Consider the following 15,652-nt stretch of genomic DNA (forward strand, 5'->3'; position numbering starts at 1 on the left):
ACCAAGCCATCATCGCTCTAGCACACCGCAGACTCACCGTCCTGTACGCCATGCTCCGAGACAACACCCTCTACGACACCCCAGAACTAGCCCAAGCAGCTTGACAAACAACATAGGGGCACCCCCCAGCCTTTGGTGGAGTATCAGATTGAATGACCCCGCCACGTTCAGATTCAATGTAGGCATGACAACTGACCTTCGGACTCTCGACCTCAACAAATCTCAGACCGAGCCAGCCCATGATGCCGACTCAGAAATCCGGGAGATTAGACCGGCTGATCTCGAGGATCTTGCGCAGCTGTACTTGGCAAGCTATCCACCAGAAATCGGCGCCCCAGATCTATTCGAGGCGAAGGCCGAAATTGAAGCTACCTTTGCGGGTGAGTTCGGACAGCTTCGCACCAGCGCAAACTTGATCGCCTTTCATCAGGGCACACCCGCAGGGGCAATACTGACTGTCACTAAATCGATCTGGGATCCGGAGCTTTCTGGACCATTCATCATCGATCTCTTCGTATCCCCTCGATATCGTAAACAAGGTATAGGACGGGCACTCGTGACAAGCCTGATCTCCGCGTGTAAAGCTGCAGACGATACTCAGATTTCCCTGAGAGTGGGTGAAGGAACGTCATCCTCGGCCTACTCCCTGTATTCCAAGCTTGGTTTCGTCGAGCCATAAATACTCACGAGCCACCAGAGTTACCTTCGGTCACGAGGGTTACGTTCGGAACCCAACTCCCGAAACCTCCGAAATTGCATCAAATCTCCGGACGGGGAGGTGAGCCGTCGTCGTCGATAAAAACCTAGAGCTGGACGCCAATCGTGTAAAACCAACGCCCATCCTCGCGCACGAAGCTAGACCGCTCGTGCATAATCCCGCGCTCCATCTTGTTGCGCCAGTGGGCGCGGAATTCGACCGTGGCAGTGTCCCCAAAGTCCTCAGTGTCTAGGATGACGAGGCGGCGCCATTGAATCTCGGGGTCGATTTCGGCGCCCTCGGGGCGATATCGAGGCTCCCAGGTGCTTAGAACATAATCTTCCAGACCCAGCGCAAATGCACTGTATCGCGAGCGCATCAGTGCCTCAGCGGTGGGGGCAGCGGCTCCACGATGATAGGGCCCACAACACTTGGCGTAGGGCTTACCGCTCTGGCACGGGCAAAATGAGGCCTCCGGCAATGGTCTAATATTCACTGCAAAACTCCCGGCGGTGGATGACGAGCATAGTTTTCCCATAGTAGACCGTTGAGGCCGGGCGGGTGTCAAACTCTCATGAGTCTCTTGCAGGAATAAGGGCTCACACAAGAGGCACTGCGATCTCTCGTCACTAGACTTTTAGAGCTTGCCTGCTGCTAGGTGATTGCGGACCGCGGTGGGCTCGTCTGTGATGATGCCATCGATCCCCCAACTCACGAGGGTGTCCACCTCGGCGAGGTCATTGATAGTCCAGGCGTGCACGGCTATTCCACGGGCGTGAGCGGCGGCGATGAATCGCGGTGTGAGCACTGGAATCCGGCGGTAATCGAAGGGAACTTGCGCAACATCAACGCCAGCCTCGGGCCCTGGAAGCGCGCGCAGAAGCCCGCGCCCGGAGCCGCCCAGCACGGCCGCACCCACAACTCGTGCGATCGCTGCCATTCCCATGGATGTTGTTACTCCGGGCAGAGCGGAACGAATCCGGCCGAGGCGGCGTTCGTTGAAGCTGGCGAGGCACACGGATTCCACGGCCCGCGTTCGGCGAACGGCCGAAGTGAGTGGACCTACCACCGCGTCGGACTTCGCATCGATGTTGAAGATAATGTCCGGGAACTGATCCAACACTTCGTCAACGCGCATAAGCCGATTACCGGAAGCGTCGCGCACTTTGGCCAGCTGGTTCCATGTGTAATCAGCGATATTGCCAGTGGCGTCCGTGGTGCGGTCAAGCTCTGGATCGTGCGCGAATACGGCCACACCGTCAGAGGTTGCGTGCGCATCAGTCTCGATATGGGTAAAACCGGCTCCCTGCATCGCTTGGAAACTTGCGATCGAGTTCTCGGGATACTCGTTGGCGCCGCCGCGGTGAGCAATCACAAGGGGCCCGGCCCCTTCTGTTTCCACAGGGTAAATCCTGCGGTGGGAATGGCCGTTATTCACAGAGCTGACTGATATCGATCGCGCCTTGTTCGGACAGGAAGGCGTCCGGATCAATGAGAGTTTCAACGTCCTCAGCCGAACCTAGGCTTGGATCGTGAATCTCCAGATGCAGGTGCGGTCCGGTCGAGTTGCCGTTCGATCCCACAAGGCCGATCTGCTGGCCAGCGGTCACCTTATCGCCCACGTTGACCTGCACACCGTGATCCCACATGTGCACATACCACGATTCGTAGGTCTTGCCATCTATCTCGTGTTCGACAACGATCGTATTGGGTGAACGGCCCGCGGTGCTCCCGCCCGCAAAAGTGACCGTTCCATCGGCGATCGCGTAGATCGGGGTGTCTGACGGAGCAGCGTAATCCTGACCGGCGTGGTAGGAGCTCCCGCCGTGGATAGGATCAGTTCGCGGCCCAAAATCTGAGGTCCGGTGGAAAACACCAGAATCGAGCGGGAATACCACTGAGGAGGAATTCTGCTCCACAAAAGCCGCCCGCATGCCCTGTGCTCCCTCGGGAGTGCACTGAGCGGTGGTGTCTTCACTGGCCTGCTCGCTCACGGAGGTGGCATCCGATCGAAGCGTAGCCGTTGTATCGCCAGCCAACGAGTCCGGGGTGCTCACCTGCGCGGCTGAACCGCCCACGATCGATTCGGTGATCGGCTGAGCAGCCTCGGCCGCTCCGCCACCGAGATATCCGGTGCCCACCAACGGGACTGAGATACCGCCCACCGCGAGAGTTGTCAGCGTCATTCCCTGTAGCAGGTACTTCTTACCAGAGCGCTGGGCGGGCCGAGTGGACCCGGCTGGCTTCTGGCGCGGCTTTCGCGGCGGCGCAACGCGGGTTGCGCGCCCTGCCGAATACTCCACGTCGTCCGCCGAAGGCGCGGTCGGGATCGTATCCTGCGCACTGGGTTTGGTGAAGCCGTCGTTCTCTCCGTGATTTTGGAGAGCGCGTTCGCGTTCGCGCCGGCGCCGTTCCACCCGCGAAAGAATCTGTCCCTCAGTGACTGCCTCACAGACCTCAGCATTGGACATGACGTCCGTTTCGGACAGATCGTCAGTGGGGTCTGGCTGCGCGGCGGCAGGTTCTTGGCTCGGCTCGGCTTGCGTAAGCTCTTCTCGGGCCAGCCGTTCTTTCGCGAACTCTTCTCGGGCCAGCTTCTCTTGAGCTAGATGCTCTTTGACGAGGCGCTCTTTGGTAAGCCGTTCCTTCTCGAGCTCCTCTTGCGCTAGCCGTTCCTTAGCAGCAAACTCAGCTTGTTCCTTAGCGGCGAACTCAGCCTGGCGAGCTCTACGGCGTGCAGCACCTTCGCGCACAGCCTTCCGGCGGGCCGCTTCTTCAGCCATCCGACGAGAGAACTCGATTTGAGAAGGTGTTAGGTCTACTCGCGTGCCATCCTGCCGACGAGATTCGCGCGTTTCCTGAATGACCTTCACACCCTTTCCAGTGTTGTCGCGGACGAGGATCGCTGCCCTCGAAGAACTATTACAAAATGATAACGGAGCATCGGCCATTCAGATACAGGCATTAGCAAGATTATCTCTGACTCCACCCTCAAAGTGGGGTTATGCCGCCAGTTTCTATGTACATCTAATACGTCACACAAAGTAACGGGGCCGTTATGTTGCTCGAACGTTCGGTAGGCACATTGGAGAGTATATTTCTCATTTCCCGCTATCCCAACGTTTTCGCGCCGAGCTGGCGCGAGTCCAACACAGGACACCGGGCCAGTTTATCCACGACCTTGGTCCCGCACGCATTCACCCCAATAGTGATCTCCCACACGTGACGGCCCAGCGCTACTACTGCCGGCGCTCGTCACGCTGCATAGAGTCACGTACTTCGCCCACCAGCTCCTCCAGAATGTCCTCAAGGAAGACGATGCCAATAACGTCTCCCTCGGAGATCACACTGGCAAGATGGGTACGAGATCGCTGCATTACGGCAAGGGCGTCTTCTACTTCATCGTCGGGATGTACGGAAACAAGCGGGCGGATAACCCAGTCTCGCAACGGCTCGTCCCTAGAGGCCTCGGCTACGTTCAAAATGTCCTTCATATGGATGTAGCCAATAACGTTTCCGTTGGCGCGCACGAGGAAGCGCGAAAATCCGGTGACTGCGACGGACCGTTCAATCTGGGCGGCTGTCACACCACGTGCTACGCCCGCAACATCTTCCACGGGGACCATAACCTCGCGTGCGGTGTGATCCGAGAACTCGAGAGCACCGGTAATGAGCCCCTGTTCATCGCTCAGCACACCCGCCGCCTGAGAGGCAGCCACGATGGAGGCAACCTCGCTAGCCGTGAAGGCCGAATCAACCTCGTCCTTCGGCTGCACCCTGAAGAGCTTGAGCACGCCCAACGAGCACCAGTTGAGCACGGCAACAACGGGATAGAAGACCTTCTCGAAAAGCAGGAGCGCTGGCAGAAGCTTAAGTGCAGATTTCTCAGGGTGGGTCACAGAGACGTTCTTTGGAACCATCTCACCAAGCACCACGTGGAGGCTGACCACCAGAAGCAGCGCAACAACGAAGGCGATTCCGTGCACCACCGCAGGGCTCAGCCCGAGGCTTTCCAGCGGGATCGCAAGAAGATGGGCGATGGCAGGTTCCGCCAGCGCGCCCAGACCAACCGAACACAGCGTCACGCCCAGCTGAGCCGCGGCGAGCATCCTGGATAAGTGCTCGATAGACCACAGCACCTTCCGGGCGGCGGCCGATTCCTTCACGAGTGGCTCAACCCTCGAACGGCGTGATCCCGTGAGCGCAAATTCAGATGCAACAAAGAAGGCGTTGAGCGTCAAGAGCAGAACCGTCAAGCCAAGTGCGAGTGGTGTGCTCATTCCTCACCACCCGCCTCAGCGGTATTGCCATCGCGAGTCACTGCCCCGCCGTCGTCGTTATTCTCCTCAATCCGAACCCGATCAATTCTCAATCCGTCCATCGCTTTAACATGCAGTTCGGCCCCGCCTACTTTCACGGAGTCTCCCACCGCGGGCATTCGGCCCAACTCGAACATGATGAGGCCACCCAGTGTTTCGTAAGGGCCATCATCCGGGATGTCGAGGCCGCAATAACGCGATGCCTCATCTGGGCGCAGCGATCCCGAGACGGACCAACTTCCGTCAACGCCACGGAAGGCAGACGCGGCCCGTGGATCGTGTTCGTCTGCCACATCACCAACGATTTCCTCAACTACGTCTTCCAGCGTCACGATTCCCGAGGTACCGCCATATTCGTCTACTACTACGGCCATCTGCTGACCCTGATCGCGTAGTTCCACGAGGAGTTCGGCAAGCCTCATCGTTTCGGGCACCTCAGGGGCGTCTGACATAAGCGAGGCACTGGTGACCTGGACATCGCCCCGCCGCTCGTACGGAATGGCGATGGCACGGCGCAGATTCACGATCCCGCGGACGTTGTCCACATTCGTACCAATAACCGGGAAGCGGGAGAAACCCGTGCGGCGGGCGGCAGCAACAACGTCTGCGGCGCTAGCTCCCTCCGCCAGCACATCCATGCGAACCCGATCCGTCATCACGTCCACGGCCGTCAGATCTCCCACCCCGATGGAGCGGGTTACGAGGCGCGCGGTATCAACATCAAGCGTCCCGGCTTCGGCGGAACGGCGTACGAGGGCGCCTAGCTCACTGGCCGATCGCGCCCCAGAAAGCTCATCAGCTGGCTCGATTCCTACCTTTCGAAGGATCCAGTTTGCGCAATTGTTGAGTACCACGATGATCGGCCGGAACACCGCGGTGAAGATGCGAAGCGGGGTCGAAACACGTGCGGCGGCGCTCAGAGCGTTGGCCAACGCCATGTTCTTGGGGACCAACTCCCCGAAGAGCATGGAGAACAGATTCACCAGAATGAAAGCAAGGGTTGCAGCGAGCGCAACGGAAGCAGCCTGAGCGAGACCTGCCGATTGCAGTGGCCCATCGATGATCCGCGCAAGCGGGTTCTGCGCTACGTATCCGAGGAGCACTGTTGTCAGAGTGATTCCCACTTGGCACGAGGAAAGCTGGAGTGAGAGGTTGTGCAATGCCCGATTCACTGAGGCGGCCCGGGCATCCGTAGCAGCGGCAGAAGAGACTGTTACGGGGTCCAACGCTACGAGCGAAAACTCGGCGGCCACGAACACGGCGGTGCCCAATGTGAGCACTACCCCAAGAAGGAGAAGAAATATGTCTGTCATCGAAGATAACGTGATGTTATTGCCATAATGCAGCCATTTTAGTTGCCTTGATCTGAATGTCTATAAGATTAACCGGCATCACTTTTTACTCGTCCGATAGGCACCCCTGCAAGGGTATAAACCTGCACTATGGTGCGGCCCCAATCACACCACTGGGCCAACTATGAATTTGGGACGAACGTCACGTATGGTAGATGTTGTTCATCCCACTCGTAGATGAGGCAACAGTGACCCAGCAGCAGCCTGAAGATTTCGGTGCAAATCAAGGATTCATTGAGAATCTTTACAACGAGTATCTTGCCGATAGGAGCAACGTCCAACCCCAGTGGCGCGAGCTCTTCCGGCGTTGGGAGGATGAGGGCCACGAGGCGACCGTGAGCTCACCGGCTGAACCCGCGCGCCCCGATCCCCAAACCGCCCAAGCACAAATCAGCGTTCATTCAACCTCCGATTCCCGTTTGGCATCCGCGAGCGTTTCTACCGAACGTGCAGACCTTCCGCCCGCGCCGCGTTCAGCTGCCGAACCGGCGCTGACGGCATACGCCAAGCACTACCAGCATGCTCCGTCCACCGAGCCAATCGCCACCGATGAAACTGAGCGTCTCAAGGGCGCGGCAAAGTCTGTTGCCAAGAACATGGACAATTCGCTGACCGTCCCAACGGCCACTTCGTTTCGGAATATTCCGGTGAAGATCATGTTCGATAATCGCGCACTCATCAACGATTACCTCAAAGGGACGCGCGGCGGAAAGGTTTCTTTCACCCACCTGATCGGCTACGCCTTGGTTGAATCTCTGGTTGAGATGCCGGCCATGAACAACAGCTACACGCTTGCAGATGGAAAGCCCGCGATTTACCACCCTGAGCACGTCAACTTCGGGCTGGCTATCGATGTGAAGAAGGCGGATGGTTCCCGCTCGCTTGTTGTGCCGTCCATCAAAGCTGCGGAGCTCAAGACCTTCGATCAATTCCTTGCCGCGTATGAGGACCTCGTGCTGCGCGGACGCGAGAACACGTTGACCATCGATGATTATCAGGGTGCCACCGTGTCCCTGACGAACCCTGGGGGAATCGGCACAACCCAATCCGTGCCCCGGCTGATGAACGGCCAAGGATTGATCGTGGGTGTTGGATCGATGACCTACCCCGCGGAGTTCGCCGGATCCTCAGCTCGCTCCCTAGCCCGCATGGGCGTCTCCAAGGTTGTGACAATCAGCTCCACCTATGATCACCGCATCATCCAAGGCGCCGCCTCGGGTGATTTCCTCCGCATCATGGAGGGCAAGCTCCTCGGCGTTGATGGCTTCTACGAGCGGGTATTCAACTCCCTGCACGTGCCTGCCGCCCCCTATATCTGGGAACGCGACGTCGAATATGACGTGACTCGCGAACTTGATCGCCCCGCCCGCATCGCCCGGCTTATCCATTCGTATCGATCACGCGGTCACCTGATCGCGGATCTGGATCCGCTCGCGTTCCGGCCGTTGCGCCACCCTGATCTGAATCTCTCGAGCTACGGACTGACCGTCTGGGACTTGGACCGCGAGTTCCCCACCGGTGATTTTTCTGAGAGTGCATCGCTGACGCTTCGCGAGATGCTGCGAAGGTTGCGCCACGCGTACTGCTCAACCGCGGGATACGAGTACATGCACATCTCCGATCCCACCCAGCGCAAGTGGTTCCAACGCCGGCTGGAGGACGATCAAGAGCCGATGAAGGCCGAGGACCAGTATCACATCCTCTCCAAACTCAACGAGGCCGAGGCCTTCGAGAGCTTCCTCCACACCAAGTTCTTGGGCCAGAAGCGTTTCTCACTTGAGGGCGGGGAATCACTCATTCCCGCCCTAGACGAGATCCTGTGCCATGCAGCCGAAGATGGGCTACCGGACGTTGCCATCTCCATGTCTCATCGCGGCCGGCTCAACGTCCTGACCAACATTGCAGGTAAGTCCTACAAACAGATCTTCACCGAATTCGATGGAATTGTTGATCCACGAACGGTTCAGGGCTCCGGCGACGTCAAGTATCATCTCGGAACCGAGGGAACATACACCGCGCCGAGCGGTGAGCAAACCTCTGTTTACCTAGCCGCCAATCCTTCGCATCTTGAAGCGGCGGACGGTGTACTCGAAGGAATCGTCCGCGCTAAGCAGGATCGCCAAGATTTGGGCGATGAAGGCTACGCTGTCCTACCCATCTTGGTACACGGTGACGCGGCGTTCGCAGGTCAGGGAGTGGTTGCCGAAACCCTGAATCTATCCCAGCTTCGCGGATACAAGACTGGCGGCACCATTCACATCATCGTGAACAACCAGATTGGGTTCACCACCGCGCCTGTTGCTGGCCGCTCCTCCAACTACGCCACAGATATCGCCAAGGGACTTCAGCTTCCCATCTTCCACGTGAATGGAGACGATCCCGAGGCCGTTGTTCGCGTGGCGAACCTTGCGTATCAGTACCGCCAAGAATTCAACAAGGATGTCATCATTGACATGATCTGCTACCGGCGCCGTGGCCACAACGAAGGCGACGATCCTTCGATGACCCAGCCCGTCATGTACACCCTTGTTGATTCCAAGCGCACCACCCGTAATCTCTACCGCGAATCCCTCATCGGGCGCGGCCAGTTGACCGCAGATCAGGCGGCCGAATCCGAGCGCATCTACCATGCCTCCCTCGAGAATGCATTTGCTCAGGTTCGCGAGGCAGAGGCGGAGATGGACCGCGGGAATGAAGACGCCATCAGCGGTCTAGAGCTTCCGGCTTCCCAGCAGTCAGACGCCGGCACAATGGTGGGCTGGACGTCTCAGACATCCGGCCAGATCGTCGCGCGCATTGGCCAAGCCCACCTCCAAGTCCCCCCGGGCTTCACTCTCCACCCCAAGATCGCCCAGCTCTTCGAACGGCGCGCCAAGATGAGCCGCGAAGGCAACGTCGATTGGGCGTTCGGGGAGCTCCTAGCCTTCGGGTCCCTCCTCATCGAGGGCCTGCCCATCCGGATGTCGGGTCAGGACGTACGCCGCGGCACCTTTGTGCAGCGCCACGCCACGGTCCATGATCACAACACGGGCGAGGAGTGGACGCCGCTCACCGCCCTCACCGAGGACCAAGCCAAGTTCTGGATCTACGATTCCGCGCTATCCGAGTATTCGGTGATGGCGTTCGAATACGGATACTCGGTTGAACGGCCAGACGCGCTGGTTGTGTGGGAGGCGCAATTCGGCGACTTCGCCAACGGTGCCCAAACGGTGATCGATGAATTCGTCTCCTCCGCGGAGCAAAAGTGGGGCCAGCGCAGCTCGCTCGTCCTCATGCTGCCACACGGTTTCGAAGGCCAGGGCCCCGATCACTCCTCCGCACGGATCGAGCGCTATCTGCAGCTGTGCGCACAGAACAACATGTGGGTGGTCCAGCCCTCAACCCCAGCCAATCACTTCCACATGCTCCGCACCCAGGCCTATGCGCGCCCGCGCCGCCCGCTGATTGCGGTCACGCCGAAGCAGCTCCTGCGCCGCCGCGGTGCCGTGTCCTCCGTTGAGGACTTTACCGGCGGCGGCTTCCAGCCCGTGCTTAACGAAACCGATGCCTCTATCTCCGGAGCCAACCGAGTTCTCCTGTGCTCTGGGCGCATCTACTACGATCTGCTGGATCATCGGACGCGTTTGGGTGATACCTCTACCGCGATCGTGCGTGTTGAGCAGCTGTATCCGCATCCCGTTGAGGAACTTCGCGAGGCCCTCTCCCATTACCCCAATGCGGAGATCTATTGGGTGCAGGACGAACCTGAGAATCAGGGGCCTTGGCAGCACCTGTATCTCAACCTGTTCCGCCAGCTCGGGATCAATCCACACCTTGTCTCGCGCCCACCGGCGGCTTCGCCCTCCACCGGCCGCGGCAAGGACCATTCCGCGCAGAACCAGGAGATCCTCGCCGAGGCTTTCGCTCGTTAGGGTGGTGCCGTCTCTTCACGTCACCACGCGCCTCGGCAAGTAGCTGCGGAGGCGAGGCTCCGTCGTCGTCCCTCCAAATTGCGTCACGTCTATCGTTTCGGGGGCTGGCATCACACGGCGTCTCCTCTTCCACGCCTCCATGACATAAATCGCACTGGCCTTTCCTTGGAATAACGGGCGAAAATAGCTAGAGTATTTCGGCCACGACCACAGTCAACGAATCGAAATGAGGTAGCTATGCAGTCCCGCGCGGCAGCAATTCGGCATCAGACGGAGATCGCCGGCGCTGGAAGTGCGAAGCGCCGATGGGCCGCACTGGTGGTACTCATGCTGCCGGTTTTGCTTGTTTCTGTGGACGGCACGGCCCTATCGTTCGCTGTCCCGCTTATCTCGGCGGCTCTTGACCCGACGGGCACGCAGCTGCTGTGGATAGTGGATGTGTACCCACTAGTGCTTGCGGGGTTGCTGGTTCCGATGGGGAGCCTGGGAGACCGCATAGGGCGGCGCAAGCTACTGCTCATCGGTGCCACTGGGTTCACGATTGTCTCTGCGCTGGCAGCCTTCGCCCCCAGCGCCGCCTACCTCATTGCCGGCCGCGCCACGATGGGCTTCTTCGGGGCAATGCTTATGCCCTCCACGCTCTCGCTCATCCGTAACATTTTCACGGTGCCGGGCGAACGGCGCACGGCCATTGCCGTGTGGGCGGCCGGTTTCTCTGGCGGTGCCGCACTTGGCCCCATTGCTGGCGGCTTCCTCCTAGAGCACTTCTACTGGGGATCCGTGTTCCTCATGGCGGTGCCGGTGCTGGCCCCATTCCTCTTGCTCGCCCCCATTCTGGTTCCGGAATCCAAGGATCCAAACCCCGGACGGGTGGATCCGCTCAGCATCGGACTGATTCTGCTGACGATGGTTCCGCTTGTCTACTCGATCAAGACGTTTACTCACTACGGAATGTCCGCCCCGCTCACGCTGCTGCTCGCCTTGGCGCTAGTGGCCGGCAGCCTGTTCGTGCGCCGCCAGCTCACCGAGGCCACCCCGATGCTAGACGTCCGGCTCTTCAAGAACCCCGTCTTCTCGGGCGCGGTTACCGTGAACCTGCTCAGCATCTTTTCGCAGGCCGGATTCCTGTACTTCGTGTCGCAGCACCTGCAGCTGGTCAGCGGGCTCAGCCCTATGACTGCGGGCATGTACCTGCTGCCGGGACTGATCCTGACCATCGCCTCCGGGCTGGCAGTTGTGCCGCTTGTGCGCCACTTGCGGCCCGGATACACCGTGGCCCTCGGACTATTGTGCAACGCCGCAGCCTTCGCGCTTGTGGCCTATGCCGGCCCAGCCGGCTGGGACTTGGGCCTTGTGATCGCCTTCGGGATCCTTGGGATCGGTGTTGGCGCCGCTGAAACGATCTCCAACGATCTGATCCTCGGCGCGGTCCCCGCTCATAAGGCGGGCGCGGCCTCGGCTATTTCAGAGACGGCCTACGAAACAGGCTCAGTGCTGGGCACCGCTGTGCTTGGGTCTATTCTCAACGCCGCCTACCGCAGCCATATCGCGATCCCAGATTCCCTCACTGCCGCCCAAGCTGCGACGGCCCGTGAAACGCTTGGCGGAGCCACACATCTGGCCGATGGTCTGGATCCATCCACTGCCGCCTTGCTTATGGAATCGGCCCACAGCGCCTTCGATTCCGGGGTGTTGATTACCAGCATCATCGGTGTGGTCTTCATGCTCATCGCTGCAACCATCGCTTGGAGAAGCCTGCGCACGGCCACTGCCTAATGTTCTAGTCCTCTAATCCTCTAGTCCTCGGATGCCGCCACCTTTCTTTCACCTTTTCTTGCACCATTCCGGGACGCTTCCCCCATTGCGGTAAATTTTCTGCGAAAGTAGTGGTGTGAATAAACCCGAGATCCGAATCCTATTCGTAGGCGACGAACTGATTGCCGGCCAAGGGGACGCCCGCTCCCTTGGCTGGACCGGCAGAGTCATGGCCCGCACAGCAAGCGAGCCTGCCTCGGTTGCGATGGAACTCGCGGTTCCGGGCGAAAACACTGCTGAGCTAGCGGCCCGTTGGCAGGACGAGGTCCAGCGCCGTATTGACTCTGAGCTAGATTGCCGCCTAGTTGTTGGGCTGGGCTCCCACGATCTCGATACTGGGCAGACTCTAGCACGTGCACGCCTGCACCTTGCCAACCTGCTCGATTCTGCCGAGCGGCTGCGCATGAAAACCTTTGTTGTTGGACCGCCCCCGCGCCGGGACGTTGCCCCGAAGATTCAGGGTGACCTCTCGCGCGCCTTCTCGGACGTATGCGAACGGCGCCTGATCCCTTACGTAGACACATTCACGCCCTTGATCCAGCATGAACAGTGGAATACTGACATGACGGTATCCGATGGGTACGTCCCACGCCAGGCTGGCTACGGCTTGATGGCGTGGCTAGTTTTGCACAATGGGTGGAATCAGTGGCTAGGAGTTGGATCGGCGTCCTAGGATACAGAGGTATTTTTTCGACGACGACGAAACTGGTTTATCAACACAATGAGTTCTAGTGGGGCATCCGATCTGACCGAAGATCGGAACATTGATGGTGCCGGCGCGCACTCCGAGCAAGGCGACCGCGAAATCACAGATGTCAATGACATGCTGCCACCGGAGGATGCGGGACTCCAACGAGGCTTGAAGATGAGGCATATTCGCTTCATCGCGCTCGGCTCTGCCATTGGCACCGGCCTGTTCTACGGCTCGGCCGCCGCCATTCAAACGGCCGGCCCGATCGTACTTTTGGCCTACATACTCTCCGGCATTGCAGTGTTCTGGGTGATGCGAGCACTCGGTGAGATGGCCGTGCGCCACCCCGTTTCCGGCTCATTCGCCAAGTACGCAACGGACTACCTCGGGCCATTCGCTGGTTTTATCACCGGCTGGACGTTCGTGTTTGAGATGGTGAGCGTCGCAATCGCAGACGTGACCGCCTTCGCTGTATATATGGGTTTCTGGTTCCCCGGCACCCCGAAGTGGATCTGGGTCTGCTCGGTGATCCTTTTCATTGCGGCCATCAATACCCGCCACGTCCGAGTGTTTGGCGAACTCGAATTCTGGTTGAGCATCATCAAGGTGAGCGCGATCCTTGCGATGATCATCGGCGGCATCGCGCTGCTCCTGCACGGAGTATCGCTTTCCGACGGCACGGAGGGCGCCGTGAGCAACCTGTGGTCCAGCGGAGGGGTGGCGCCCAACGGCATCTCCGGATTCCTCGCGTGTTTCACGGTGGTGGTGTTCTCCTTCGGCGGCGTTGAGACCATTGGTATCACGGCCGGGGAAGCAACGGACCCAAACTCCTCGATCCCGAAGGCCATCAACACGGTTCCCTTCCGGATCCTGCTGTTCTACGTGGGCACTCTGACCGTCATCATGATGCTGGTGCCGTGGACGGCGATCACCGGAGAGGCCAGCCCGTTCGTCCAGATCTTCGATGCGCTCGGAATTCCCGCCGCTGCCTCCATCCTCAACGTCGTGGTAATTACTGCAGCCGTCTCGGCTATCAACGCCGATACGTTCAGTGCCGGACGCATTCTGTACGGGTTGGCCCGCGATGGCCACGCACCTAAGGCCTTCAGGAGCGTGTCACGAAATGGCATCCCGTGGATGGCTGTTGTGGTCATGTGTACGGCCCTCGGAATCGGTGCGATCCTCAACGCAGTGGTTCCTGATGATGTCTTTGAGATCGCCGCGGCGCTCGTTACATTCGCGACCGTGTGGACATGGCTCATGATCTTGGCATCGCATATCGCGATGCGCCGCAAGATGACCAAGGAAGAGCTGGCTCAGACACACTATCGCGTGCCGTGGTGGCCCGTTGGCCCCTGCTTGGCCGTGGCCTTCATGGTGGCAGTGATCGTGTTGCTGGCGTGGTTCCCATCCTCGCGCATCGCGATCACCGTGGGGATTGCGTGGTTGGCTGTTCTTTCGGCCACCTATTTGCTCAAGTTACGTAAGTAGCGCCCTCGAAAGAGCTGGCGCATTAGCAATTCAACGCAGTTTTATTCTTGAATACGGGCATTGCTTCGTCTATATCGAGGCTATGTCAATATTCAAGAATAGAGTCTGAAATCCAACCCCAAACTTGGATAGATCTGCGCTAAGCCACCAAAAAAATCGGGCCCGGATAACCGGGCCCGATTGTTCTCATGCGTTTGGGCGCTTACCGTGATTGGCGGCCTTGCCGGCACGAGCGCGGCGCTTACGTCCTCGCCTGCTCATCTGTTCCTCCTTAGATAGGTGCCGCCCAATGGAAAGCGACAAAACAATAGTGTAGCAAGATGAGTCTTGAGGCACCCCATAGCGCCCATCACTGACGCCAATCGCACACCGCCACCGCTAGTGCATACTCCCATCCGGGACAAGTAGGCAGGGGTTAGCGGCAGGGTTGGTTGCTAATTCGTCGTCATCTTAAAAACCGTAATCTGACGCGAAATCCTCTCGCGCAACGTACTCGGGGCAGACTCGCAACACGATCTCTTCACGATCGTGCGGACGTGAACCTCGGCCTCAGCCAACTCGTTGCAGTGAGGACAGGTTTCCGCGTGGGACCGCAGCCGGGCCGCCTGCTCCTTCGGCATCTGGGCATCCAGAAGCTCGAACAGGTGGTCTGCCACCTCCGAACATGTACATTCGGCGGCGCTGTCCTTCATCTTCTCTTCGAGCTCGATCGCGAACTGATCGGGTTCCCGCTCGCTCATGACTCTTCCTTCCCGTATCCCAATCCGCGCGCGTAATCAGCGAGGAGCTCGCGCAACTGGCGGCGCCCCCGGTGTAGGCGTGACATGACAGTTCCGATTGGCGTATCCATAATGTTGGCGATCTCCTGATAGGAGAAACCCTCAACATCGGCCAAATAAACGGCAAGTCGGCGATCTTCAGGAAGCTTGGCAAGCGCATCGCGGATTTCAGAATCGGGAAGATTCTCAATCGCCTGCGCTTCGGCCGATTCCAGCCCGCTGGACTGGTGGCTGGCCGCCTGATATTCCTGCCAGTCCTCCGCCTCGGCCGCGTCCGCCTGCTTGGGCTGGCGCTGCGCCTTTCGATAGTTCGAAATGAAGGTGTTATTGAGGATCCGGTAAAGCCATGCCTTCAGGTTGGTTCCCGGAGTGTACTGGTGGAAGGCGGCGAATGCCTTCGCGTAGGTTTCCTGAACTAGATCTTCGGCATCCTGAGGATTTCGCGTGAGGCGCATGGCCGCGCCGTACAGTTGGTCAAGGTACGGCATAGCCTCGCGCTGGAAACGTTCCGCGCGCTTATTAGCGTCCTCAACCTCTGCGGTATCTCGTGTTTTGGTGCTCATCAACATCTAGGGTAGCCGACCTGTCTCGTTCACA

The 15,652-nt window shown here is 59.1% G+C and carries 13 protein-coding genes; 5 read left to right on the forward strand and 8 right to left on the reverse strand.

The window, feature by feature from the left end; all coding sequences use genetic code 11:
• Positions 1–184 precede the first annotated feature (184 nt).
• A complete protein-coding gene (locus DD236_RS07145; RefSeq protein WP_109094069.1) occupies positions 185–679 on the forward strand; it encodes a GNAT family N-acetyltransferase in 495 nt (164 codons plus the stop codon).
• 124 nt (positions 680–803) lie between these two features.
• On the opposite strand, the gene DD236_RS12370 is transcribed toward DD236_RS07145, so the two are convergent.
• From DD236_RS12370 to DD236_RS07170, 5 genes are all read right to left on the reverse strand, one after another.
• The gene (locus DD236_RS12370; RefSeq protein ID WP_109093713.1) at positions 804–1,235 is read right to left on the reverse strand and encodes a YchJ family protein; all 432 of its coding nucleotides are present in this window, start codon (positions 1,233–1,235) and stop codon (positions 804–806) included.
• A gap of 99 nt (positions 1,236–1,334) precedes the next feature.
• The gene (locus DD236_RS07155; protein ID WP_243410070.1) at positions 1,335–2,099 is read right to left on the reverse strand and encodes a glycerophosphodiester phosphodiesterase family protein; all 765 of its coding nucleotides are present in this window, start codon (positions 2,097–2,099) and stop codon (positions 1,335–1,337) included.
• A 28-nt stretch (positions 2,100–2,127) separates the two neighbouring features.
• Positions 2,128–3,570, reverse strand: coding sequence for a M23 family metallopeptidase (locus DD236_RS07160; protein ID WP_165819857.1), 1,443 nt, complete (start codon positions 3,568–3,570; stop codon positions 2,128–2,130).
• 366 nt (positions 3,571–3,936) lie between these two features.
• Positions 3,937–4,977 carry a hemolysin family protein gene (locus tag DD236_RS07165; protein ID WP_109093716.1) on the reverse strand — a complete coding sequence of 347 codons (1,041 nt, stop codon included), beginning with the start codon at positions 4,975–4,977 and terminating at the stop codon, positions 3,937–3,939.
• Entirely contained in the window at positions 4,974–6,329 is a 1,356-nt protein-coding gene (locus DD236_RS07170; protein WP_109093717.1) for a hemolysin family protein, read from the reverse strand. The genes DD236_RS07165 and DD236_RS07170 overlap by 4 nt, the downstream gene beginning before the upstream one ends.
• A 194-nt stretch (positions 6,330–6,523) precedes the next feature.
• Here DD236_RS07170 and DD236_RS07175 point away from each other — a divergent pair, with 194 nt between their 5' ends.
• The 4 genes from DD236_RS07175 (at position 6,524) to DD236_RS07190 (ending at position 14,276) form a co-directional block, all read left to right on the forward strand.
• Positions 6,524–10,279: a multifunctional oxoglutarate decarboxylase/oxoglutarate dehydrogenase thiamine pyrophosphate-binding subunit/dihydrolipoyllysine-residue succinyltransferase subunit gene (locus DD236_RS07175; protein WP_109093718.1), complete on the forward strand. Its 3,756-nt coding sequence runs from the start codon at positions 6,524–6,526 to the stop codon at positions 10,277–10,279.
• 237 nt (positions 10,280–10,516) lie between these two features.
• Positions 10,517–12,055, forward strand: a complete 1,539-nt coding sequence (locus DD236_RS07180) for an MFS transporter (protein ID WP_109093719.1) — start codon at positions 10,517–10,519, stop codon at positions 12,053–12,055.
• A gap of 115 nt (positions 12,056–12,170) precedes the next feature.
• Positions 12,171–12,767 (forward strand): GDSL-type esterase/lipase family protein, encoded by a 597-nt coding sequence (locus DD236_RS07185; RefSeq protein ID WP_243410071.1) that lies wholly within the window; start codon positions 12,171–12,173, stop codon positions 12,765–12,767.
• A 48-nt stretch (positions 12,768–12,815) separates the two neighbouring features.
• A complete protein-coding gene (locus tag DD236_RS07190) occupies positions 12,816–14,276 on the forward strand; it encodes an amino acid permease (RefSeq protein ID WP_207785743.1) in 1,461 nt (486 codons plus the stop codon).
• Positions 14,277–14,462: 186 nt separating this feature from the next.
• On the opposite strand, the gene DD236_RS12445 is transcribed toward DD236_RS07190, so the two are convergent.
• The 3 genes from DD236_RS12445 to DD236_RS07200 all read right to left on the reverse strand — a co-directional run bounded on the left by DD236_RS12445 (position 14,463) and on the right by DD236_RS07200 (position 15,618).
• Positions 14,463–14,537 carry a 50S ribosomal protein bL37 gene (locus DD236_RS12445; protein WP_423716464.1) on the reverse strand — a complete coding sequence of 25 codons (75 nt, stop codon included), beginning with the start codon at positions 14,535–14,537 and terminating at the stop codon, positions 14,463–14,465.
• Between the two features lie 173 nt (positions 14,538–14,710).
• The gene (gene rsrA / locus DD236_RS07195; protein ID WP_207785744.1) at positions 14,711–15,016 is read right to left on the reverse strand and encodes a mycothiol system anti-sigma-R factor; all 306 of its coding nucleotides are present in this window, start codon (positions 15,014–15,016) and stop codon (positions 14,711–14,713) included.
• The gene (locus DD236_RS07200; RefSeq protein WP_109094073.1) at positions 15,013–15,618 is read right to left on the reverse strand and encodes a sigma-70 family RNA polymerase sigma factor; all 606 of its coding nucleotides are present in this window, start codon (positions 15,616–15,618) and stop codon (positions 15,013–15,015) included. Before DD236_RS07200 ends, rsrA begins: the two co-directional genes overlap by 4 nt.
• Between the last annotated feature and the right edge of the window lie 34 nt (positions 15,619–15,652).

The sequence above is a fragment of the Ancrocorticia populi genome (genome assembly GCF_003123745.1).
Classification (GTDB): domain Bacteria; phylum Actinomycetota; class Actinomycetes; order Actinomycetales; family Actinomycetaceae; genus Ancrocorticia; species Ancrocorticia populi.

Coding starts and splice junctions, on each gene's coding strand:
- DD236_RS07145 (WP_109094069.1), top strand. CDS start 185: ATGACAACTGACCTTCGGACTCTCGACCTCAACAAATCTCAGACCGAG.
- DD236_RS12370 (WP_109093713.1), bottom strand. CDS start 1,235: ATGGGAAAACTATGCTCGTCATCCACCGCCGGGAGTTTTGCAGTGAAT.
- DD236_RS07165 (WP_109093716.1), bottom strand. CDS start 4,977: ATGAGCACACCACTCGCACTTGGCTTGACGGTTCTGCTCTTGACGCTC.
- DD236_RS07170 (WP_109093717.1), bottom strand. CDS start 6,329: ATGACAGACATATTTCTTCTCCTTCTTGGGGTAGTGCTCACATTGGGC.
- DD236_RS07175 (WP_109093718.1), top strand. CDS start 6,524: ATGTTGTTCATCCCACTCGTAGATGAGGCAACAGTGACCCAGCAGCAG.
- DD236_RS07180 (WP_109093719.1), top strand. CDS start 10,517: ATGCAGTCCCGCGCGGCAGCAATTCGGCATCAGACGGAGATCGCCGGC.
- DD236_RS07190 (WP_207785743.1), top strand. CDS start 12,816: ATGAGTTCTAGTGGGGCATCCGATCTGACCGAAGATCGGAACATTGAT.
- rsrA (WP_207785744.1), bottom strand. CDS start 15,016: ATGAGCGAGCGGGAACCCGATCAGTTCGCGATCGAGCTCGAAGAGAAG.
- DD236_RS07200 (WP_109094073.1), bottom strand. CDS start 15,618: ATGAGCACCAAAACACGAGATACCGCAGAGGTTGAGGACGCTAATAAG.